General features: G+C 70.1%; 19 protein-coding genes. 5 read left to right on the forward strand and 14 right to left on the reverse strand.

Annotated features, from left to right (window positions below; genetic code table 11):
* Positions 1 to 2: 2 nt before the first annotated feature.
* The 7 genes from ACFVDP_RS24890 to ACFVDP_RS24920 form a co-directional block, all read right to left on the reverse strand.
* A complete protein-coding gene (locus ACFVDP_RS24890; RefSeq protein WP_111662529.1) occupies positions 3 to 383 on the reverse strand; it encodes an OB-fold nucleic acid binding domain-containing protein in 381 nt (126 codons plus the stop codon).
* A gap of 40 nt (positions 384 to 423) precedes the next feature.
* A complete protein-coding gene (locus tag ACFVDP_RS24895; protein WP_383493523.1) occupies positions 424 to 1,107 on the reverse strand; it encodes a response regulator in 684 nt (227 codons plus the stop codon).
* Positions 1,104 to 3,680, reverse strand: coding sequence for an ATP-binding protein (locus ACFVDP_RS24900; RefSeq protein ID WP_383493527.1), 2,577 nt, complete (start codon positions 3,678 to 3,680; stop codon positions 1,104 to 1,106). The genes ACFVDP_RS24895 and ACFVDP_RS24900 overlap by 4 nt, the downstream gene beginning before the upstream one ends.
* A gap of 137 nt (positions 3,681 to 3,817) precedes the next feature.
* Positions 3,818 to 5,038: an alginate lyase family protein gene (locus ACFVDP_RS24905; protein WP_383493530.1), complete on the reverse strand. Its 1,221-nt coding sequence runs from the start codon at positions 5,036 to 5,038 to the stop codon at positions 3,818 to 3,820.
* 187 nt (positions 5,039 to 5,225) lie between these two features.
* Positions 5,226 to 6,023: a DUF3710 domain-containing protein gene (locus tag ACFVDP_RS24910; RefSeq protein WP_383493533.1), complete on the reverse strand. Its 798-nt coding sequence runs from the start codon at positions 6,021 to 6,023 to the stop codon at positions 5,226 to 5,228.
* 1 nt (position 6,024) lies between these two features.
* Positions 6,025 to 6,570: a dUTP diphosphatase gene (gene dut / locus ACFVDP_RS24915; protein WP_383493536.1), complete on the reverse strand. Its 546-nt coding sequence runs from the start codon at positions 6,568 to 6,570 to the stop codon at positions 6,025 to 6,027.
* Entirely contained in the window at positions 6,567 to 7,151 is a 585-nt protein-coding gene (locus tag ACFVDP_RS24920) for a PaaI family thioesterase (RefSeq protein WP_383493539.1), read from the reverse strand. Before ACFVDP_RS24920 ends, dut begins: the two co-directional genes overlap by 4 nt.
* A 58-nt stretch (positions 7,152 to 7,209) precedes the next feature.
* Between ACFVDP_RS24920 and ACFVDP_RS24925 the strand changes: the two genes are divergently transcribed.
* Positions 7,210 to 7,668, forward strand: coding sequence for a DUF3093 domain-containing protein (locus ACFVDP_RS24925; protein ID WP_383493542.1), 459 nt, complete (start codon positions 7,210 to 7,212; stop codon positions 7,666 to 7,668).
* Between the two features lie 12 nt (positions 7,669 to 7,680).
* Here ACFVDP_RS24925 and ACFVDP_RS24930 read toward each other — a convergent pair whose 3' ends face one another.
* From ACFVDP_RS24930 to ACFVDP_RS24945, 4 genes are all read right to left on the reverse strand, one after another.
* Positions 7,681 to 8,697, reverse strand: a complete 1,017-nt coding sequence (locus ACFVDP_RS24930) for a hypothetical protein (RefSeq protein WP_383493545.1) — start codon at positions 8,695 to 8,697, stop codon at positions 7,681 to 7,683.
* A gap of 13 nt (positions 8,698 to 8,710) precedes the next feature.
* A complete protein-coding gene (locus ACFVDP_RS24935; RefSeq protein ID WP_018535993.1) occupies positions 8,711 to 9,007 on the reverse strand; it encodes a DUF4193 domain-containing protein in 297 nt (98 codons plus the stop codon).
* A 451-nt stretch (positions 9,008 to 9,458) separates the two neighbouring features.
* Entirely contained in the window at positions 9,459 to 10,712 is a 1,254-nt protein-coding gene (locus ACFVDP_RS24940; protein WP_383493548.1) for a sensor histidine kinase, read from the reverse strand.
* A 7-nt stretch (positions 10,713 to 10,719) separates the two neighbouring features.
* The gene (locus ACFVDP_RS24945) at positions 10,720 to 11,373 is read right to left on the reverse strand and encodes a response regulator transcription factor (RefSeq protein ID WP_111662538.1); all 654 of its coding nucleotides are present in this window, start codon (positions 11,371 to 11,373) and stop codon (positions 10,720 to 10,722) included.
* Positions 11,374 to 11,722: 349 nt separating this feature from the next.
* Here ACFVDP_RS24945 and ACFVDP_RS24950 point away from each other — a divergent pair, with 349 nt between their 5' ends.
* Complete coding sequence (locus ACFVDP_RS24950; RefSeq protein WP_383493551.1) at positions 11,723 to 11,896, forward strand: hypothetical protein; 174 nt, start codon at positions 11,723 to 11,725, stop codon at positions 11,894 to 11,896.
* 112 nt (positions 11,897 to 12,008) lie between these two features.
* Here ACFVDP_RS24950 and ACFVDP_RS24955 read toward each other — a convergent pair whose 3' ends face one another.
* Together ACFVDP_RS24955 and ACFVDP_RS24960 are read right to left on the reverse strand one after the other, a co-directional pair.
* A complete protein-coding gene (locus ACFVDP_RS24955; protein WP_383493554.1) occupies positions 12,009 to 12,806 on the reverse strand; it encodes an inositol monophosphatase family protein in 798 nt (265 codons plus the stop codon).
* A 10-nt stretch (positions 12,807 to 12,816) separates the two neighbouring features.
* The gene (locus tag ACFVDP_RS24960) at positions 12,817 to 13,956 is read right to left on the reverse strand and encodes a ferrochelatase (protein WP_383493557.1); all 1,140 of its coding nucleotides are present in this window, start codon (positions 13,954 to 13,956) and stop codon (positions 12,817 to 12,819) included.
* A 165-nt stretch (positions 13,957 to 14,121) separates the two neighbouring features.
* Between ACFVDP_RS24960 and ACFVDP_RS24965 the strand changes: the two genes are divergently transcribed.
* Positions 14,122 to 15,378 carry an MFS transporter gene (locus ACFVDP_RS24965; RefSeq protein WP_383493560.1) on the forward strand — a complete coding sequence of 419 codons (1,257 nt, stop codon included), beginning with the start codon at positions 14,122 to 14,124 and terminating at the stop codon, positions 15,376 to 15,378.
* Complete coding sequence (locus ACFVDP_RS24970; RefSeq protein WP_383493563.1) at positions 15,326 to 16,657, forward strand: D-arabinono-1,4-lactone oxidase; 1,332 nt, start codon at positions 15,326 to 15,328, stop codon at positions 16,655 to 16,657. Before ACFVDP_RS24965 ends, ACFVDP_RS24970 begins: the two co-directional genes overlap by 53 nt.
* A gap of 6 nt (positions 16,658 to 16,663) precedes the next feature.
* On the opposite strand, the gene ACFVDP_RS24975 is transcribed toward ACFVDP_RS24970, so the two are convergent.
* The gene (locus tag ACFVDP_RS24975) at positions 16,664 to 17,959 is read right to left on the reverse strand and encodes a hypothetical protein (protein WP_383493566.1); all 1,296 of its coding nucleotides are present in this window, start codon (positions 17,957 to 17,959) and stop codon (positions 16,664 to 16,666) included.
* A gap of 522 nt (positions 17,960 to 18,481) precedes the next feature.
* On the opposite strand from ACFVDP_RS24975, the gene sepH reads away from it, so the two are divergent.
* On the forward strand, positions 18,482 to 19,552 hold the full coding sequence (sepH, locus tag ACFVDP_RS24980) for a septation protein SepH (RefSeq protein ID WP_383493569.1): 1,071 nt from the start codon (positions 18,482 to 18,484) through the stop codon (positions 19,550 to 19,552).
* Positions 19,553 to 19,695: the final 143 nt, after the last annotated feature.

Raw genomic sequence — 19,695 nt, forward strand, 5'->3', positions numbered from 1 at the left:
GGCTACTCCCGTCCGAGCGGTCTGAGTTCGTATTTGGGGTTGAAGAGCACCCTACGGCCCCGGCTCATCGAGACCCGCCCCGATGCGATCAGCTTGCGGCCCGGCTCGATGCCCACGATCGAGCGCCGACCGAGCCAGACCACGTCGAGCGCGGCCGAGCCGTCGAACAACTCCGCTTCCAGGGCCGGGACTCCGGCGCGTGGCCGCAGGGTCACCGTGCGCAACGTACCAGTAACCGTCACGATCTGTCGGTCGTGGCAGTCACCGATACGCGTACAGCCAGTGGTCTCCGAGTCCTCGCGCAGCTCCTCCGACTCCAGGTCCTCCTGCGAGGTGGAGAGTCGGTCGAGCATGCGCCGGAAACGGCCCGCAACAGCACTCATACAGGAAGCGTACCCGGGGGCACCGACACGGACGCAGGGGCTACTTCTCGAACCTGTACCCCATTCCCGGCTCCGTGATGAAGTGCCGCGGATGCGAGGGATCGGTCTCCAGCTTGCGGCGCAGCTGCGCCATGTACACACGGAGATAGTTCGTCTCCGTACCGTAGGACGGCCCCCACACCTCCTGCAGCAGCTGCTTCTGGCTCACCAGGCGCCCCGTGTTGCGCACCAGCACCTCCAGGAGGTGCCATTCGGTCGGGGTGAGCCGTACGTCACGGCCGCCCCGGTGGACCTTCTTGGCGGCCATGTCGACGGTGAAGTCGGACGTCTCGACGATTCCCTCGTCCTCGCCGCCGCCGGTCGGCTCGGCCCGCCGCACGGCCGCCCGCAACCGCGCGAGCAGCTCGTCCATGCCGAACGGCTTGGTGACGTAGTCGTCGGCGCCCGCGTCGAGCGCCTCGACCTTCTCGTCGGAGGAGTGCCGGGCGGACAGCACCAGGATGGGCACCCGCGTCCAGCCGCGCAGGCCCCTGATCACCTCGACGCCGTCCATGTCGGGCAGGCCCAGATCGAGCACGATCACGTCGGGGTGGCGTGCGGCGGCGAGCTGGAGCGCCTGTGCGCCGTCGGCGGCGGCGTCCACCTCGTACTTGCGCGCCTTCAGGTTGATGACGAGGGCGCGGACGATCTGCGGTTCGTCGTCGACCACGAGCACCCGGGTCATGCGGACCTGCCTCTCTGAACTGTCGTATGGATCAATGGTTGATCAAGTGCCGCGGCGGGCGGCTGGTCCGGGTGTGCCGCGCGCAGGGTGAGGACCATGGTGAGGCCGCCGCCCGGGGTGTCCTCCGCGGTGAGGGTGCCGCCCATCGCCTCCGCGAAGCCCCGCGCCACCGCGAGGCCAAGGCCCACCCCGGCTCCTCGGGGAGCGTCACCGTAGCGCTGGAACGGCGCGAAAATGCGGTCCTTGGCCTCGTCGGGGACACCCGGGCCCCGGTCGACCACGCGCAGTTCCACCCGGTCCCCCAGCGTGCTGGCCGCGACCAGCACCGGCTCGTCCGGCGGGCTGTATTTGACGGCGTTCTCGACGATGTTGGCCACCGCCCGCTCCAGCAGGCCCTTGTCCACGCTCACCATCGGCAGCGTCTCCGGCACGTCCAGGTCCACACTCAGTTCCGGGTCCGGGACGCCGACCAAAGCCAGCGGCACCACCTCGTCGAGGTCGATCACCCTGATCAGCGGGGTGACCGTGCCGGTCTGGAGGCGGGACATGTCCAGCAGGTTCCCCACCAGGTGATCCAGACGGTCGGCGCCCTCCTCGATCCCGGCGAGCAGTTCGGCCTGGTCCTCGGGCGACCATTCGACGTCCTCGGAGCGCAGTGACGACACCGATGCCTTGATCCCGGCCAGCGGGGTGCGCAGATCGTGCGACACGGCCGCCAGCAGGGCCGTACGGATGCGGTTGCCCTCGGCGAGCGAACGGGCCTGGTCCGCCTCGGAGCGCAGCCGCTGGCGGTCGAGCACGACGGCGGCCTGCGCGGCGAAGGCGGCGAGGACGCGCCGGTCCTCGGCGGGCAGGACGCGGCCGGACAGGGCGAGCGCCATGTGGTCCCCCACCGGCATGTCCACGTCGGCGTCGTCGGGCCGCTCCAACGACCGCGGCCCGACGCTGCCCGCGCAGGTCCACGGCTCGGAGTCGCTCACTCTTTCGAGGAGTGCGACGGAGTCCATCGCGAAGGTCTCCCGTACGCGCTCCAGGAGAGCCTCCAGGCTGGTCTCGCCGCGCAGCACGCTCCCCGCGAGGAACGACAGAATCTCCGACTCCGCTCGCAACCGGGCCGCCTGATGAGTGCGCCGGGCTGCCAGGTCCACCACCGACGCCACCGACACCGCCACCCCCACGAAGATCGCGATGGCCACGATGTTCTTCGGGTCCGCGACCGTCCACAGGTGCAGCGGCGGGGTGAAGTAGTAGTTCAGCAGGAGCGAGCCGAACGCCGCCGAGGCGAGCGCCGGCAGCAGCCCGCCGACCAGCGCCGCCGCCACGATCAGCGACAGGAACATCAGCATGTCGTTGGCGAGGCCGAGATCGCTGTCCACGTTCGTGAGGATCAGCGCGAGCAGCGCGGGGCCGCCGACCCCGGTGAGCCAGCCCCACACGACGCGGGACCGGCCGAGCCGGGCGCCGCGCGCGACGGGCAGGCCGCGCCCCTTGGCGACCTCCTCGTGCGTGACGATGTGCACGTCGAGGTCGGGGCCCGACTCGCGGGCGACGGTCGCGCCGACGCCGGGCCCGAACACGTACTGCCAGGTCTTGCGGCGGGAGGAGCCGAGCACGATCTGGGTGGCGTTGACCCCGCGAGCGAACTCCAGGAGGGCCGCGGGGATGTCGTCGCCGATCACATGATGGAACGTTCCGCCGAGGTCCTCGACGAGGGTGCGCTGGAGCGCCAGCTCCTTCGGCGACGCGGCCGTGAGCCCGTCGCTGCGGGCGATGTACACGGCGAGGACCTCGCCACCGGCGCCCTTCTCCGCGAGCCGCGCCGCACGCCTGATCAACGTACGGCCCTCGGGACCGCCCGTGAGACCGACGACAATGCGCTCGCGGGCCTGCCAGGTGGAGCGGATGTTGTGCTCGCCCCGGTACTGCTGGAGGTATTCGTCGGCCCGGTCGGCGACCCAGAGCAGGGCCAGCTCGCGCAGGGCCGTGAGGTTGCCCGGCCGGAAGTAGTTGGACAGGGCCGCGTCGACCTTGTCCGGCTTGTAGATGTTCCCGTGCGCCATACGCCGGCGCAGCGCCTGCGGCGACATGTCGACCAGCTCGATCTGGTCCGCCCGCCGCACGAACTCGTCCGGAACCGTCTCCTTCTGCCGGACCCCGGTGATCGACTCCACGACATCACCCAGCGACTCCAGATGCTGGATGTTGACGGTCGAGACGACGTCGATGCCCGCGACCAGCAGCTCCTCGACGTCCTGCCAGCGCTTCGCGTTGCGGGAACCGGGGACGTTCGTGTGGGCCAGCTCGTCGACGAGGGCGACGGCGGGCGCCCGCCGCAGGACGGCGTCGACGTCCATCTCGTGGAAGGCCGACCCGCGGTACTCGATCTCCGCCTGCCGGACCTGCTCCAGGCCGTGCAGCATCACCTCGGTGCGCGTGCGCCCGTGGTGCTCGACGAACGCGACCACGCAGTCGGTGCCGCGCTCGACGCGGCGATGCGCCTCGGAGAGCATCGCGTACGTCTTGCCGACGCCCGGTGCCGATCCGAGATAGATCCGTAGCTTGCCGCGTCCCATGGCCCCATTGTCTTTCAGTCACCGCTCCACGCAGCGTCGACCTTACGGCCAGCTATTGCGACAAAAGGGATGGATGCCTGGTGGGCGGGCGGCTTTGACGCAACCCTGATGCGCCGAAGCCGCCCGCGCGCGTACGCCTAACTCGGGTTCTCGGCGTGCGTCAGGGTCTCCCAGGCCACGAACAGGTTGTTCGACCCGGCGGGCCGCTGCTGCTCGGTGAGCTTCTGGGTGTTGGTCATCGCGGTGCCGAGGCGGGTGTGCAGCGCGTTGTACCCGACCTCCGTGACCGGCCCGAGGCCGCGGTTGACGCTGCCGCCGCACAACGAGGCGGGCGGCGCCTCACCGAGCTCGTACCTGGACTGGAAGCCGAGCGCCTGCCGCAGCCGCTCGCCGACGTCCGTGCCGTACAGGTCCTGTCCCTGGATGCGGCTGGTCTCGGCGATGTGCGAGATGGCCGAGATGCCGTACCCGGTGTGCGTGAAGTCGCGGCAGGTCTCCTGCGTCAGACCGGTCACGAAGGTCGACTGGCCCTGCCAGTAGCTGACGATCTTCGCCTTGGTGTCGAGGTTCTGGCTCGGCACGGTCTTGGGCAGGTCGCCGTCCGAGGACAGGTACACGTACGCGGCCGTGCGCGTGCGGAACTTCGCCATGGCCTTGTCGTACGAGGTCTTGTCCTCCAGGAAGACGGAGATCCCGACGGCGGCCTCCATCATCGACAGCTCCCAGTTGCCGTTGGAGTTCGAGCCGTTGATGACCTCGGGCAGGTAGACGTCGCGCAGCATCGTCTTGAAGCGGCTCTCGTTCGCCCAGCCGCCGCTGTACGTGTACTTGATGATCTCGGCGGCCTTGGGCCAGGAGGAGCCGGCCCAGCCGGTCTGCAGCGGCGCGTTGCTGTTGGTGTGGTCCTTGACCGTGCCGGACCAGGCGTCCATGAGCGCGATCGACTTCTTCGCGTAGCGCTCGTCGCGGGTGAAGTACCAGGCGAGGGCGTCGGTGTACGCGGCTATCGCGTCCTCGCGCTCGTCGGTGCAGCCGTAGTTGGGGTTGGAGTACGAGCCGCACTCGACGGTGGCGCGGGGCTTGGGGGTGCGGTTCAGGTCCGCGTACTTGCTGGCCATCATCTGGTCGAAGGCGCCCTTCCAGGGCTGCGCCCCGGCGTCGACCTTGGCCTTGGCGAAGTCCAGCTGCCCCTTGGAGACGGTGACTCCGGGGTGGGCGAAAGTGCTCGGCGCGGCTTCGGCACGGTCGGCGCCGGGCCAGGCGAGGACACCGGCGACGAGAGCCGTGACGGTGGTCGCCAGGGTGGCGAGCAGGGCGGTGCGCGATCTTCTGTGACGAGCCTGCATGGTGGGGGCCATCCGTTCTCGTATATGAACGTGGGGCGCCAATGTGAACTTCGGCGTTGGCCGGTGACCTTAGGTACGGACCAGCCTTCCGTCAAGTACTGAAGAAAGAACGGCAGTTGAGAGCCGGACAGCACAAAGCCGGGGGCCGCGCACCCTTGCGGATGCGCGGCCCCCGGCCACGTGCGACAGCGATGCGGCGTCAGCGCACCTCGGTGATCTCCGGGCCGCGGGCCAGCTGGCCCATGCCACCGGAGAAGCGCGAGGCCTCCTGGCTGTCCTGAACGGCTCCCTCGGCGACCATCTGCGCGTCGTCCGGAAGCTTGAGGACGATCGGGTCGCGCGGAGCCATCGGGCCCTCGCCGCGCACCACGACCGTGTCACGGAAGATCTGCTCGAGAAGGCCGGCGGCCTGCGGCTGCACCGCACCCTGGCCCGAGATGACCCCACGCAGGAACCAGCGCGGACCGTCCACACCGATGAACCGGACGACCTGGAAGCCGCCCGTGCCGTCGGGCAGCTGCACCGGCACCTGGGCGCGCAGCTCCCAGCCGAGCGAACCCTCGATCTCGTCGATCACACCACCCTGCTGAGTGATGCCCGTGGCGATCTCCTCGCGGACCTCGCCCCAGATGCCCTCCTTCTTGGGGGCGGCGAAGGCCTGCAGCTGGATCGCGCTGTCCCGCAGGACGACGGTCGCGGCGACGATCGCGTCACCCGCGACCTCCACCCGCAGCTCCATGCCCTCTACACCGGGGACGAAGAGCCCGCCCAGGTCGACCCGGCCCTCGCCGGGCTCGCGGACCTCGGAGCCGTCCCAGGGGCCGTCGGGACGCGGCTCGGGCTCGAGCCGCACACGCTGCGACCCTGCCGCGGCGTCGTCGTCGGCACTGTCGGCACTGACGGCACTGTCGACGGGTCCGTCGACGACCTGCTCGGCCTCGCCCGCCGCGTCCACTGCGTCCTCAGCGGAGCTGTTCTTCTTGCGACGTCCGAACACGTCACTGTCCTTCCCGGTCGGATACAACCGAAGCGTATCGATTCCCACCCTTTTGACCGCCTGTGTCCTCGACGGCCCCGGCGGAGACGCCCACAGAGGCATGCCCACCGGTGGACCCGAAGCCCCCCTCGGCCCGCGCCGATCCGGGAAGCTCCGCGACCTCGTGGAAGCGGACCTTCTCGACCTGCTGGACGACCAGTTGGGCAATCCGGTCGAAGCGCTCGAACCGCACGCTCTCGCGCGGGTCGAGATTCACCACGATCACCTTGATCTCCCCACGGTACCCGGCATCCACCGTCCCCGGGGCATTCACCAGAGCGACACCGCAGCGCGCGGCAAGACCGGATCGCGGGTGCACGAAGGCCGCGTACCCCTCGGGGAGGGCGACAGACACTCCGGTGGGCAGCACGACGCGCTCGCCGGGGGCGAGTTCGTGCGCCTCGGTGGTCCGCAGATCGGCGCCGGCGTCGCCCGGCTGCGCGTACGCGGGCAGCGGCACGTCGGGGTCGACGCGCCGGATGAGCACGTCAAGGAGCTGCTGGGTCACGGGTTCACCTCGAAGGCCCGGGCGCGCCGGACCTGGTCCGGGTCGCTCATGGCCGCCTGGATCTCTGCCGGGCGGCCGTTGTCGATGAAGTGGTCGACCTTCACCTCGATGAAGAGGGCGTCGGCACGGACGGCGACGGGCCCGTCGGGGCCGCCGATCCGGCCGGTCGCGGTCGAGTAGATCTTGCGCCCGGCCACCGCGGTGATCTCGGCGGACAGATGCAGCACGGTGCCCACGGGCACGGGCCGCACATAGTCCGTCTCGAGCCGCCCGGTGACGGCGATGGCCTGCGTCAGCCAGTTCAGCGAACCCAGTGTCTCGTCGAGCGCGGTGGCCAGCAGGCCGCCGTGCGCGAGGCCGGGGGCACCCTGGTGCTCGGGGCGTACGGTGAACTCGGCGGTGACGGTGACGCCGTCGCCCGCCCGTGCCGCCAGGTGCAGCCCGTGCGGCTGCTCGCCGCCGCAGCCGAAACAGTGTCCGTAGTGCTCGCCGAGGAGTTCGCCGGGGGCGGGCGCGTCGGGGTGCCGCACCGGCGCTATCGCGTCGGCGGGGGGCGTCAGAGCTGCTGAAGTACCACTCACAGGCGCAGACCTTACCCGCGAGTCCTGTGCCCTGACGCATCGTGCCAAGCTTGTGCGTATGGAGCTCTCGACGATGCCGTACGAAGAACGACTCACCGCGCCCCGTTCGTGGTGGCTCATCACCTTTCTCGTCGGTGTCGCGGGTGGCATCATCGCGCTGCCCTTCGGCACGCTCCCGCTGCTCGGCGGCTTCGTGGTCTTCCTGCTCGTGGCCGCCGTCATCACCAGCTCGTACGGCTCGATCCGGATCCGCGTCGTGGGCGACTCGCTGATCGCGGGCGACGCGAAGATCCCGCTGTCCGCACTGGGCACGGTGGAGATCCTGGACGCCGAGGAAGCGCGCGCCTGGCGCATGCACAAGGCCGACCCGCGCGCCTTCATGCTGCTGCGCAGCTACGTGCGGACGGCAGTGCGGGCCGAGATCACCGACCCGCAGGACCCCACCCCGTACGTCTACCTGTCGACCCGTGAACCTGAAGCTTTGGCAAAGGCTCTGGGCGGCGGTTCAGCCCTCTAGCCAGCCCTCTAGTCAGCCCTCTAGCCGCAGGGGGTCGTCGGGGGCTTCCAGGGGCGGCAGATCGCCCAGTTCGTCCCAGGGCACCTGGGCGGCCCGCAGGTCCTTGCGGATCCGCTCGGCGAGCCTCTTGGTGTCCCGCCGGTTCATGACCGCGCCGACCGCAGCGCCGACCATGAACGGCGTCAGGCTCGGCAGATTGCGCACCATCCGCTTCATGATCTGCTGACGCAGCTCGCGCTTCATCTGGCCGCCGAGCGCCACGTTGACCGTCAGGGGCTTCGCCACGTCGATCCCGCGCTCGTCCGACCAGGAGTGCAGATAGGCCGTGCTGCGGTCCTTCAGACCGCCGGGCGGGCGCAGTCCGTAGACCTCGTGCAGCTCGGCGATGAGCTTGAGCTCGATCGCGGCCACGCCCGTGATCTCCGCGGCCAACTCGGTGGGCATCGCGGGCGGTACGGGGAGCATCGCCGCGGCGCCGACTCCCGCGCCCACTGTGGACGTCGCGTTCGCCGCGCCGGCCACCAGCTTGTCCGCGAGCTTCTCGGGCTCCAGGCCCGGGAACTGCTTGCGGAGGGTCGCCAGGTCACGCACGGGCACCCGCGGCGCGTTCTTGATGATCTGGTCGGCGAGATAGCCGATGCCGGCCTTGGCGGCGGCGCCGCCCTTGGCCATCCCCGTTCTCGCGGCGCTGCCGCCTTTTGCCATCCCCGTTCTCGCGACGTCGCCGCTCTTGCGGACGCCGTCCCTGACGGCGGCCACGCGACGTCTGGCCACCTGCGCCCTGGTGTGCGTCTCGGCGGCCCTGTCGGCCTCGTACAGCTCCACGGCGTCCACGGCTCCCGCCGACGCCGCTGCCGCCAGGTCTCCCGTCACCTCGTGACCGTCCGCCGATTCGAGCGAGGTCTCTTCACCGGCTGCGCCGGGGAAAGAGCCTCGCTCGTCGTCACGCACGGCCTCTGACGGGCCTTGAGCCGCGTCCTGGCGCTTACTCCAGGTGCGGCGCTTCCAGGGCGGGGTCGAGCCAGTCATGCCCGACCCTGCCTCAGTCGCAGTCGCGGCAGATCGGCTGCCCGTTCTTCTCCCGCGCGAGCTGGCTCCGGTGGTGCACCAGGAAGCAGCTCATGCAGGTGAACTCGTCCTGCTGCTTGGGCAGGACACGGACGGCCAGCTCCTCGTTCGAGAGGTCGGCGCCCGGGAGTTCCAGACCCTCGGCCGCCTCGAACTCGTCCACGTCGACGTTCGACGCGGACTTGTCGTTCCGCCGGGACTTCAGTTCTTCGATGCTGTCCTCATTGAGGTCGTCATCGGTCTTACGTGGAGTGTCGTAATCCGTAGCCATGTCGCCTCTCCCCCTCTGGGTGTCTGCGGTTGTCTCAGCGCACGTAACGCATGAGAGGCCGGACTTGTGCCCGACCTGAGGCGGAGATTTTGCCTCACATCAAGGTCTGTTACTCAATCGACACCCAACCGGATCCCCCGAGAGTGATCAGCTTGGGTGGCGAACGGGACCGTACACGGTCCTCATGTCGCACTGCACGACCGCCATCCCGTGTACTTCCCGTGATCAAGGCGCCCGAAAACCCGGATTTTCCAGGCTTTCTGCCACCTTGAGCGATCACGGACTGTAGATGGCCGGAAATTCGCCCATGTGATCGATCACACACGGCCTCTCCAGGCGCAGGTCCCGAAAATTCCGCTAAAAGCGAACTCCGTCAGCGCGTCGGCGGAAGCATGTCAGATCCGCACGCGCTGTGCATCTCGAACCGGACCAGTAGCTGTCCGTGCCTGTCTCAGAGCGGCAGGGTGACGCGCATCACGAGGCCACCCCCCTCGCGGGGCTCCGCACCGATGCGGCCCCCGTGGGCACGGGCGACGGACCGGGCGATCGACAGGCCGAGACCCACGCCCTTGTCGCTGCCGGTGCGCTCGGTGCGCAGCCGCCGGAACGGCTCGAAGAGGTTGTCGATCTCGTACGCGGGGACCACCGGGCCGGTGTTGGCGACGCGGAGGACCGCCTGGCCGTGCTGGGCCTCGGTGTCGACCTCGACCCAGCCGCCCTCGGGGATGTTGTACCGGATCGCGTTCTGTACGAGGTTGAGCGCGATGCGCTCCAGGAGCACGCCGTTGCCCTGGACGACCGCCTCCTTGCGCTCGCCGCGGATCTCCACGCCCTTGTCGTCCGCTTCGGATCTGGCCTGATCCAGCGCCTGGGAGGCGACCTCCGCCAGGTTCACGGGCTTGCGCTCCACGATCTGGTTGTCGCTGCGGGCCAGCAGCAGCAGGCCCTCCACGAGCTGCTCACTGCGCTCGTTGGTGGCGAGGAGGGTCTTGCCGAGCTGCTGGAGCTCCACGGGGGCGCCCGGATCGGAGAGGTGGACCTCCAGGAGGGTGCGGTTGATCGCGAGCGGGGTGCGCAGTTCGTGCGAGGCGTTGCCCACGAAGCGCTGCTGGGCGGTGAACGCCCGCTCCAGGCGGTCGAGCATCTCGTCGAAGGTGTCGGCGAGCTCCTTGAGCTCGTCGTCGGGGCCGTCCAGCTCGATCCGGCGCGTCAGGTCGGTGCCGGCCACCCGGCGCGCGGTGCGCGTGATGCGGCCGAGCGGTGACAGCACGCGGCCGGCCATCGCGTAGCCGAAGGCGAACGCGATGATCGCGAGACCGAGCAGCGCCATGAGCGAGCGGCTCAGAAGAACGTCGAGGGCGTGCTGGCGCTGCTGGTTGACGCAGGCGTTCAGCGCGTCGTTCAGCTGCGAGTCCGACGGGCTGGACGGGAAGCTGCAGACGTTGCTGACGATGCTGACGGAGCTGTCGTTCTTGACGATCTTGAAAGGGAGTTCACTGCCCACGTTCAGCGCCTGCGCCGCGAGCAGATAGATGATCGACAGCAGCAGGATGCCCGCGATCAGGAACATGCCGCCGTACAGCAGCGTGAGCCTTATGCGGATGGTGGGGCGCAGCCAGGGGAAGGGCGGTTCGTCCTTCGGGCCCGGCATCCAGGTCGGCTTCGGCGGCGCCGTGGGCTTGGGCGGCGCGGGTGAGGAGGCCATCGAGCGATCAGATCCGGTATCCGGAGCCCGGCACGGTGACGATCACGGCGGGTTCGCCGAGCTTGCGGCGCAGGGTCATGACGGTGACCCGCACGACGTTGGTGAACGGGTCCGTGTTCTCGTCCCAGGCCTTCTCCAGGAGCTGCTCGGCCGAGACCACGGCCCCCTCGCTGCGCAGCAGCACCTCCAGGACGGCGAACTCCTTGGGTGCCAGCTGGATCTCCTTGCCGTCGCGGAACACCTCGCGGCGGTTGGGGTCCAGCTTGATGCCGGCGCGCTCCAGGACGGGCGGCAGCGGCACGCTCGTACGGCGTCCGAGGGCCCGGACACGGGCCGTCAGCTCGCTGAACGCGAAGGGCTTGGGGAGATAGTCGTCCGCGCCGAGCTCCAGGCCCTCCACGCGGTCGCTGACGTCGCCGGAGGCCGTCAGCATCAGGATGCGGGTGGACATGCCCAGCTCGACGATCTTGCGGGCGACGTCGTCGCCGTGCACGAGCGGGAGGTCACGGTCGAGAACGACCACGTCGTAGTCGTTGACGCCGATGCGCTCCAGGGCGGCCGCGCCGTCGTACACGACGTCGACGGCCATGGCCTCCCGGCGCAGTCCGGTGGCCACCGCATCGGCGAGCAGTTGCTCGTCCTCGACGACGAGTACGCGCACGTCGCTTGTCCTTCCACTAAAGCCTTCGGTCACCCACGGACAGCGCTCGGGCGCGCGTGGGCAGGTCCGGTCACGGGGTTGTGTGGCACCATCCTGCCCCTTTCGGCCATAAACCGGCTGTAAGGCGGCCCGGCGTCCCGGGAATGCGGGATTTTCTCGCCGGGTTGAGGTTTCTGCGGAAGGGCCCGCGGGGAGGACGGAGCTACATCCGCGATCACGCTTTGTATGTGGCATGCCACGAGCCGCTGTCGAGTCCGCTTCCCGCAAGGCGGTCCGATACGTGATCGCCCCTTCCACAGGGCACACCCCCGTGCCACCGACCCACGACCCAGGACGAGGGGGCGCAACCATGGACGCATTCACCGCAGGCCTGCTGCAGCGCATAAAGGCGGCCGAATCCGACCTGACGCGGGCGCGCGAGACCGGCGACGACTTCCTCGCCGAGGTCGAGCAGGGCGAGCTGGACGATCTCCACCGCCTCGCCGCCGAGCACGGCGTGGAGATCCACGCCTCGAGCGTCTGACACACCGCACACACGCACGGCACACGCACCGCACACAGAGAAGGGCCCCGGCGCCTGGTTCGATCCAGGCAGGCGCCGGGGCCCTTTTCGTGCCCGTGGGAGGGCCACGAGGTCAGTCGTGCCAGGCGCCGAGCTCCTCGAGCCGGTTCTGCAGCGCCTCGAAGAGACCGGGCGGGGCGGCGATCGTCAGCTCGGTCGACAGGGCTTCCCCGGGGCGGCCGCCGGTGCGGGCGCCCGCCTCGCGCGCGATGAGGTCACCGGCCGCGAAGTCCCAGGGATTCAGGCCGCGCTCGTAGTACGCGTCGAGGCGGCCGAGGGCCACGTCGCACAGGTCGATGGCGGCCGAGCCGCCGCGCCGGATGTCGCGGACGCGCGGCACCAACTCCCTTACGACATCCGCCTGATGGGCCCGCCGCTGCGCCAGGTAGCCGAAACCGGTGCCGACCAGAGCCTGCTCGAAGGGCGGTGCCGTGCGCACGCGCGCGGGCTTGTCGTTCACGAACGCGCCGCCGCCGAGGACCGCGCGGTAGGTCTCCCCGCGCATCGGGGCCGCGACGACGCCGACAAGGGTCTCGCCGTCCTTGCGGGCGGCGATGGAGACGGACCAATCGGGGCGCCCGTACAGGTAGTTGACCGTGCCGTCGATGGGGTCGATCACCCACTCGACGCCGCTGGTGCCCTCCGTGGCGGCGCCTTCCTCGCCGAGCACGCCGTCGTCCGGGCGGCGTTCGGCCAGGAAGTCCGTGATCAGCTTCTCGGAGGCGATGTCCATCTCGGTGACCACGTCGACGGCGCTGGTCTTGGTGGCGGCGACGCCGAGGTCGGCCGGGCGGCCGTCGCGCAGGAAGACGCCCGCGCGGGCCGCGGCTTCCAGGGCGACGTCGAGGAGCTCTGCCTTCAGATCGGTCACAGCGGTGTCCTTACGCGAATGGGCTGTCGGCGCCCGCGGCCGCGGGCTTGGGGGCGCGGGCCGGGCAGCAGCCCACCGGGCAGAGGTCGTGGCTCGCCCTGAGCGCGCCAAGTGCGCAGCGTGGGACGTTCCTGCCGCTCTCGGTCGCGGCGCGCTCCAGGACCAACTCGCGTACGGCGGTGGCGAAGCGCGGGTCGGCGCCCACGGTGGCGGAGCGGCGCACCGGCAGGCCGATCTCGCCGGCCTTGGCCTTGGCCTCCGTGTCGAGGTCGTACAGGACCTCCATGTGGTCCGAGACGAAGCCGATGGGGGCCATGACGACGGCCGGCACCCCGGCTTCCTTCCGCTCCTCCAGGTGGTCGCAGATGTCGGGCTCCAGCCACGGGATGTGCGGGGCGCCGGACCGCGACTGGTAGACGAGCTGCCAGGGGTGGTCGACGCCGGTCTCCTCCCGCACGGCGTCGGCGATCAGCCGGGCTACCTCGAGGTGCTGCTTCACGTACGCGCCGCCGTCGCCGTGGTCCTCCACGGGCCCGGAGGTGTCGGCCCCGGCGGTCGGGATGGAGTGCGTGGTGAAGGCGATGTGGGCGCCGTCCCGGACGTCCTCGGGAAGGTCGGCGAGCGACCTCAGGACGCCGTCGATCATGGGGCGTACGAAGCCGGGGTGGTTGAAGTAGTGGCGCAGCTTGTCGATCTTCGGGGGCTCCAGGCCCTCGGCCTCCAGGGCGGCCAGCGACTCCGCGAGGTTCTCCCGGTACTGACGGCAGCCCGAGTACGAGGCGTACGCGCTGGTGGCGAGGACGAGGATGCGGCGGTGGCCGTCGGTGACCATCTCGCGCAGAGTGTCGGTCAGGTACGGCGCCCAGTTCCTGTTGCCCCAGTAGACCGGCAGGTCGAGCCCGTGCTCGGCGAAATCCTTGCGCAGGGCGTCGAGCAGTGCCCTGTTCTGGTCGTTGATCGGGCTGACCCCGTCGAACAGGAAATAGTGCTGCCCGACTTCCTTGAGCCGTTCCTTGGGGATGCCGCGGCCCCTCGTCACGTTCTCCAGGAACGGGACGACGTCGTCGGGGCCCTCCGGGCCTCCGAAGGAGAGCAGGAGCAGGGCGTCGTACGGGCGGGCATCAAGGCTGGCAGCGTGCGCTTCTGGCATGTGTTCGATCCTGCCACCCGTCACTGACAGGCGGAAAACTGCCATGCCGGTCGAACTCTGACACGCGTAAGCTGTTTGAGCCGCGTTCACGCCTTACCTGTTACGCCCCGTATCGTGCCGAGCCGCCCTCTGGCGCGCCCGGGTGCCCGCCCGACCGGAGTCGCTTTGCCCAGCCCGTACCGCGCCATATTCGCCCTGCCCGGCACCAAGAGCTTCTCGGTCGCCGGGTTCCTGGGCCGGATGCCCCTGTCGATGATGGGCATCGGGATCGTCACGATGATCTCGCAGCTGACCGGGCGCTACGGCCTCGCGGGCGGTCTGTCGGCGACGGTGGCGCTGTCCGCCGCCGCGATCGGGCCGCAGATCTCGCGTCTCGTCGACCGGTACGGCCAGCGGCGCGTGCTGCGTCCCGCCACGCTCGTCTCGCTCGTCGCGGTCGCGGCGATGCTGCTGTGCGCGAAGTACGAGGCGCCGGACTGGACGCTGTTCCTGAGTGCCGCGTTCATCGGCTGCGTACCGAGTGTCGGGTCGATGATCCGGGCCCGGTGGGCGGTGCTGTACCGGGAGACCCCGCGGTCGCTGCACACGGCGTACTCGTTCGAGTCCGTGATCGACGAGGTGTGCTTCATCTTCGGGCCGATCATCTCGATCGGGCTGTCCACGGCGTGGTTCCCGGAGGCCGGGCCGCTGCTCGCGGGCTGCTTCCTCGCGGTCGGCGTCTTCTGGCTGACCGGTCAGCGCGCCACGGAACCGCTGCCGCATCCGCGGACCCACGAGAGCGCGGGATCGGCGCTCCGCGCGCGTGGGTTGCAGGTTCTGGTGGCCACGTTCGTCGCCACGGGCGCGATCTTCGGCTCCATCGACGTGGTGACGGTGGCCTTCGCGGAGGACCAGGGACACAAGTCGATGGCGAGCCTCGTGCTCGCCGTGTACGCGGCCGGGTCGTGCATCGCCGGAGCGGTGTTCGGGCTGCTGCACTTCAGCGGTGCTCCCGCACGCAGGTGGGTGGTGGGAGTGTGCGTGATGGCCGTGAGTATGATCCCCCTCCAACTGGTCGGGAACCTGTCACTCCTGGCCGTGGCGCTCTTCGTAGCGGGCCTGACCGTCGCTCCGACGATGATCACGACGATGGCCCTCGTCGAGCAGCACGTACCGCGCGCGAAACTGACCGAGGGCATGACCTGGGTGAGCACCGGGCTCACGGCCGGTGTCGCGCTCGGCTCCTCCGTGTCCGGGTGGGTGATCGACGCCGCCGGTGCGAAGGCCGGGTACGGGGTGCCGGGAGTCTCCGGCGCCGTCGCGGTCCTGGTCGCGTTCCTGGGGTATCGCCGGCTGAAGCAGCCGGTTCCGCAGCGGGGAGGAACAACCGATGAGCACGGCGCAGACGGGCAGCAGCAGCAAGAACGGCGCAGCGTGGCGTAACTGGGCGGGGAACGTCGTCTCGCGTCCCGTGCGCGAGGTGATGCCCGCCTCGGTCGAGGAACTGACCGAGGCTGTGCGCAGGGCCGCGGAGGACGGGCTGAAGGTGAAGGCCGTCGGCACGGGCCACTCCTTCACGGCCGCGGCGGCGACGGACGGTGTATTGATCCGCCCTCAACTGTTGACGGGCATACGGAACATCGACCGTGACAAGGGCACTGTCACGGTCGAGGCCGGCACTCCGCTCAAGAGGCTCAACCTGGCCCTGGCCCGCGAGGGCCTGTCGCTCACGAACATGGGCGACATCATGGAGCAGACCGTCTCCGGAGCCACCAGCACCGGCACGCACGGCACGGGCCGCGACTCGGCCTCCATCGCCGCGCAGATCAAGGGACTCGAGCTGGTCACGGCGGCCGGTGAACTGATCTCCTGCTCCGCTTCCGAGAATCCCGACATCTTCGCGGCCGCCCGGATCGGCATCGGCGCGCTCGGCATCGTCACCGCGATCACCTTCGCCGTGGAGCCGATCTTCCTGCTCACCGCGCGCGAGGAGCCGATGAGCTTCGACAAGGTGCTCGCGGACTTCGACGAACTGCACGCCGAGAACGAGCACTTCGAGTTCTACTGGTTCCCGCACACCGGCAACTGCAACACCAAGCGGAACAACCGCAGCGCGGGCCCCGAGGCGCCGGTCTCGGCGGTCAGCAGCCTGTGGGAGGACGAGATCCTCTCCAACGGCCTCTTCCAGGTGGTCAATTCGATCGGCCGGGCCGTGCCCGCCACGATTCCGGCGATCGCCAAGGTCTCCAGCAAGGCGCTCTCCGCCCGGACGTACACCGACATTCCCTACAAGGTCTTCACATCTCCGCGCCGGGTGCGGTTCGTGGAGATGGAGTACGCGGTTCCGCGCGAGGCCCTCGTGGCGACGCTGCGCGAGCTGAAGTCCATGGTGGACGCTTCGGATCTGCGGGTCAGCTTCCCCGTGGAGGTCCGCACCGCCCCGGCCGACGACATCGCACTGTCCACGGCGTCGGGCCGGGACAGCGCCTACATCGCCGTCCATCTGTACAAGGGCACCCCGTACCAGCGGTACTTCACCGCGGCCGAGCGGATCTTCACCGCCCACGAGGGCCGTCCGCACTGGGGCAAGGTGCACACCCGCGACGCCGGGTACTTCGCGCAGGCCTACCCGCGCTTCGGCGAGTTCACGGCCCTGCGCGACCGCTTGGACCCGGACCGCCTGTTCGGCAACGGCTACCTGCGCCGGGTCCTCGGCGACTGATCCGGCCTACTCCCCCGGCGTCTGCGCGCCGGTGTCGCTGGTGGCACCGGTGTCCGAGCCCGCGCTCTGCGACGGGGTCGGGGTGGGCGTCGGGGTCGACGTCGCGCCGTCGTCACCGGTGTCCGAGCCGTTGCCGGACCCCGAGTCGGAGCCGTCGTCCGTATCGCCGCCCGTGTCGGAGCCGCTGCTTCCGCTCGGCGTCGGCGTGGGCGTCGTGTCCCCGTCCGTGGACGAGCCGTCGCCGTTCTGCGTGGCGCCGTCCGTGCCGGTGCTGCCGGTGTCGGTCGGCTCCTGCGAGGTGCCGGGCGTCGGGTCGCCGTCGCCGCCGGACGACTTGTTGTGTCCCTTGAAGGCGTCGCCGATGGTGGTGTCGCCGCCGCCACTGAAGCTGTGGCCGCTCACCAGCTCGTACGTCGTGATGCCGCCCATGGTGACGCCGAAGACGACGGCCGCGGCGATCAGCGGCCGCTTCCAGCTCTTGACACGGGTGCGGTGCACCGTGCCCTCGGTGAACTCCTCGTCGCCCGCGTCCGGGTCCTGCGGCTGTCCGGTTCCGTCGCCCACGACCCGCAGCAGACGCGTGGCCTCGTCGACGCCTTCGGTCTTGATCAGCTGAGTCCTGTCCGGGTCGGCCGCGCGGGCCGCGCCGAGCACGCGCGTGCGATCGGCGTCGTCGGCCGCCGCGCCCGCGGTGGTCCCGGTGTCGGTCAACAGGTCGGCGACCGCGCCGGTGTCCAGCAACTGCGTACCGTCGAGGTCCGCCGCCGCGCCTGCGAACGTCTGCGGCAGCACCGTCGTCTCGGCGGCTTCCACCGTGTTCGCGGCGCTCGCGGCGCCGGCGGCACCTGCGGTGTCCGCGGGATCCGTCCTGCCCCACGTCGTGGTGGTCGGAGCGGTCGGCATCGCGCTCACGGCGGGCCGCGCCGCGGGCGGGTGCTCGCCCGTGACCATCGCCGTCGTGGCATCCATCGAGGCGTCCGAGCGGAACGTGCGCGGAACCGGGCGTCCTTCGGCCGTCACCGGGACCTGCTGCCCCTTGGGCTTGGCGGTCACGGCGACGTCGCGTATCTGCTCACCCGTGCGCCGGAAGAAGTGCTGGAACACCGTGCCGCCACAGGTGGCGAGGGCACTGACCACGCCGGCGCCCAGGATCGTCCCGTAGACGCCGAAGCTGGAGGCGAGCTTCGCGGCGACGACGGCGGCGACCGCACTGCCCGCCACCTGGGGCACGCTCAGTTCCAGCCGCTTCTTCTCCTTGGGCTCACCCTGACCGTCCTTGGAGTTATCCGGCTTCTCGCCCATCTCCTGACCTAGCCTGCCCTTCTCGACATACGCGACTGATTCGTACAGAAGTTCCCGAGGTTACGCGAACTTCTTGTGTCGTATGAGAGAGGGACGTACGCCAGGAGTCACCAGTTCCGGTTCTGCAGATTTCGTGAAGCACGCCACGCACATTCCCCACGAACGGGACGCTCCCGACGGCAGGCCCGTACCCAACTCCCCACCACCATGAGAAGTTGAGCGGCGTGCCGATCCACGCAAGTGGCCCGAATGGAGTACTGTTGCGAGCCCTGGGTGCGGTCTCCCGCCAGGGTGTACCGGGGCCTTCCAGGACCGCCGGGAGGGGGCTCGTTGCACAGGGTGATGTATTCGATCACTTAGCGTTGCGAACAAGCAACCGTGTCATAACGGCGATCTTGGGCCCATGCCCGACACGCCGGGCAACTCGGCAAGGTTGTGGCAGGCTGCACCCGGGCAGGCCACACTCGACTAGCGGAAGCAGCGACGCACGTGACGTCGGCAGGCACCACCCGGGAGGTCCCCATGCCCGAACTGCGTGTCGTGGCCGTCTCTAACGACGGCACACGGCTGGTGCTGAAGGCTGCGGACAGCACGGAGTACACGCTTCCGATCGACGAGCGCCTCCGGGCCGCCGTGCGCGGCGACCGTCCGCGTCTCGGCCAGATCGAGATCGAGGTGGAGAGCCACCTCCGCCCGCGTGACATCCAGGCGCGCATACGAGCAGGAGCCTCCGCCGAGGAGGTCGCCCAGCTCGCAGGCATTCCGGTCGACCGCGTACGCCGTTTCGAGGGCCCCGTGCTCGCGGAGCGTGCGTTCATGGCCGAGCGGGCCAGGAAGACTCCCGTGCGCCGTCCCGGCGAGAACGCCGGCCCTCAGCTCGGCGAGGCGGTGCAGGAGCGACTCCTGCTGCGCGGCGCCGACAAGGAAACCGTCCAGTGGGACTCCTGGCGCCGCGACGACGGCACCTGGGAAGTCCTGCTCGTCTACCGGGTCGCGAGCGAACCGCACTCGGCGAGCTGGACCTACGACCCGCCCCGCAGGCTCGTCCAGGCCGTGGACGACGAGGCGCGCTCGCTGATCGGCGAGTCCGACGACATCGGTGCGCCCGAACCCACGTTCCCGTTCGTCCCGCGGATCGCACGGCTGCCCAGGGACCGGCCGCTGGACCGCGCCCTGGACCGGCAGCTGGAACGTCCCGTCCCGCCGCCGGAGCCGTCCTCCGAGGAGAACCTGCCGGCGATCGCCTCCTCCTCGGAGCGCGACTCGCTGACCAGCCTGCTGGAGGCGGTGCCCAGCTACCGCGGCGACATCGTGGTGCCCGAGCGTCCGTCGGCGGCTCCCGAGCCGCAGGAGGAGCCGGAGCCGCCCGCGGCCGCCGAGCTGGAGGAGCCGCCCGCGCCCGCCGCGTCGGCCGGAGCCGGAGCGGCCTACGCGGACGTGCTCATGCCGCGCTCCGTCGCGGGCCACCGGGACCGCCTGACCGGCACCACCGACCGTCAGGCCGAGGCCGACGGGGTGCGCCCCGGACGCCGGGCCGCGGTGCCGAGCTGGGACGAGATCGTGTTCGGCACCCGCCGCAAGAAGCAGGATTAGCGACAGGTACGCGGTCGGGGCCGAAAGCTCTCCCCCCCCCCGGGTCCAACACACTCCCCCTTGGTCCCCCCTCCTTCTTCCTCCCCTCCCCCCCCGCACCACAAGCCTCCCCCCCCCCCCCCCCCCCCACCCCCCCCCCCACC

The sequence above is a fragment of the Streptomyces sp. NPDC057694 genome (genome assembly GCF_042799415.1).
Taxonomy (GTDB): Bacteria; Actinomycetota; Actinomycetes; order Streptomycetales; family Streptomycetaceae; genus Streptomyces.

Coding starts and splice junctions, on each gene's coding strand:
- ACFVDP_RS24960 (WP_383493557.1), bottom strand. CDS start 13,956: ATGCCAGAAGCGCACGCTGCCAGCCTTGATGCCCGCCCGTACGACGCC.
- sepH (WP_383493569.1), top strand. CDS start 18,482: ATGCCCGAACTGCGTGTCGTGGCCGTCTCTAACGACGGCACACGGCTG.
- ACFVDP_RS24950 (WP_383493551.1), top strand. CDS start 11,723: ATGGACGCATTCACCGCAGGCCTGCTGCAGCGCATAAAGGCGGCCGAA.
- ACFVDP_RS24975 (WP_383493566.1), bottom strand. CDS start 17,959: ATGGGCGAGAAGCCGGATAACTCCAAGGACGGTCAGGGTGAGCCCAAG.
- ACFVDP_RS24895 (WP_383493523.1), bottom strand. CDS start 1,107: ATGACCCGGGTGCTCGTGGTCGACGACGAACCGCAGATCGTCCGCGCC.
- ACFVDP_RS24905 (WP_383493530.1), bottom strand. CDS start 5,038: ATGGCCCCCACCATGCAGGCTCGTCACAGAAGATCGCGCACCGCCCTG.
- ACFVDP_RS24930 (WP_383493545.1), bottom strand. CDS start 8,697: ATGACTGGCTCGACCCCGCCCTGGAAGCGCCGCACCTGGAGTAAGCGC.
- ACFVDP_RS24940 (WP_383493548.1), bottom strand. CDS start 10,712: ATGGCCTCCTCACCCGCGCCGCCCAAGCCCACGGCGCCGCCGAAGCCG.
- ACFVDP_RS24935 (WP_018535993.1), bottom strand. CDS start 9,007: ATGGCTACGGATTACGACACTCCACGTAAGACCGATGACGACCTCAAT.
- ACFVDP_RS24900 (WP_383493527.1), bottom strand. CDS start 3,680: ATGGGACGCGGCAAGCTACGGATCTATCTCGGATCGGCACCGGGCGTC.
- ACFVDP_RS24925 (WP_383493542.1), top strand. CDS start 7,210: ATGGAGCTCTCGACGATGCCGTACGAAGAACGACTCACCGCGCCCCGT.
- ACFVDP_RS24970 (WP_383493563.1), top strand. CDS start 15,326: ATGAGCACGGCGCAGACGGGCAGCAGCAGCAAGAACGGCGCAGCGTGG.
- ACFVDP_RS24890 (WP_111662529.1), bottom strand. CDS start 383: ATGAGTGCTGTTGCGGGCCGTTTCCGGCGCATGCTCGACCGACTCTCC.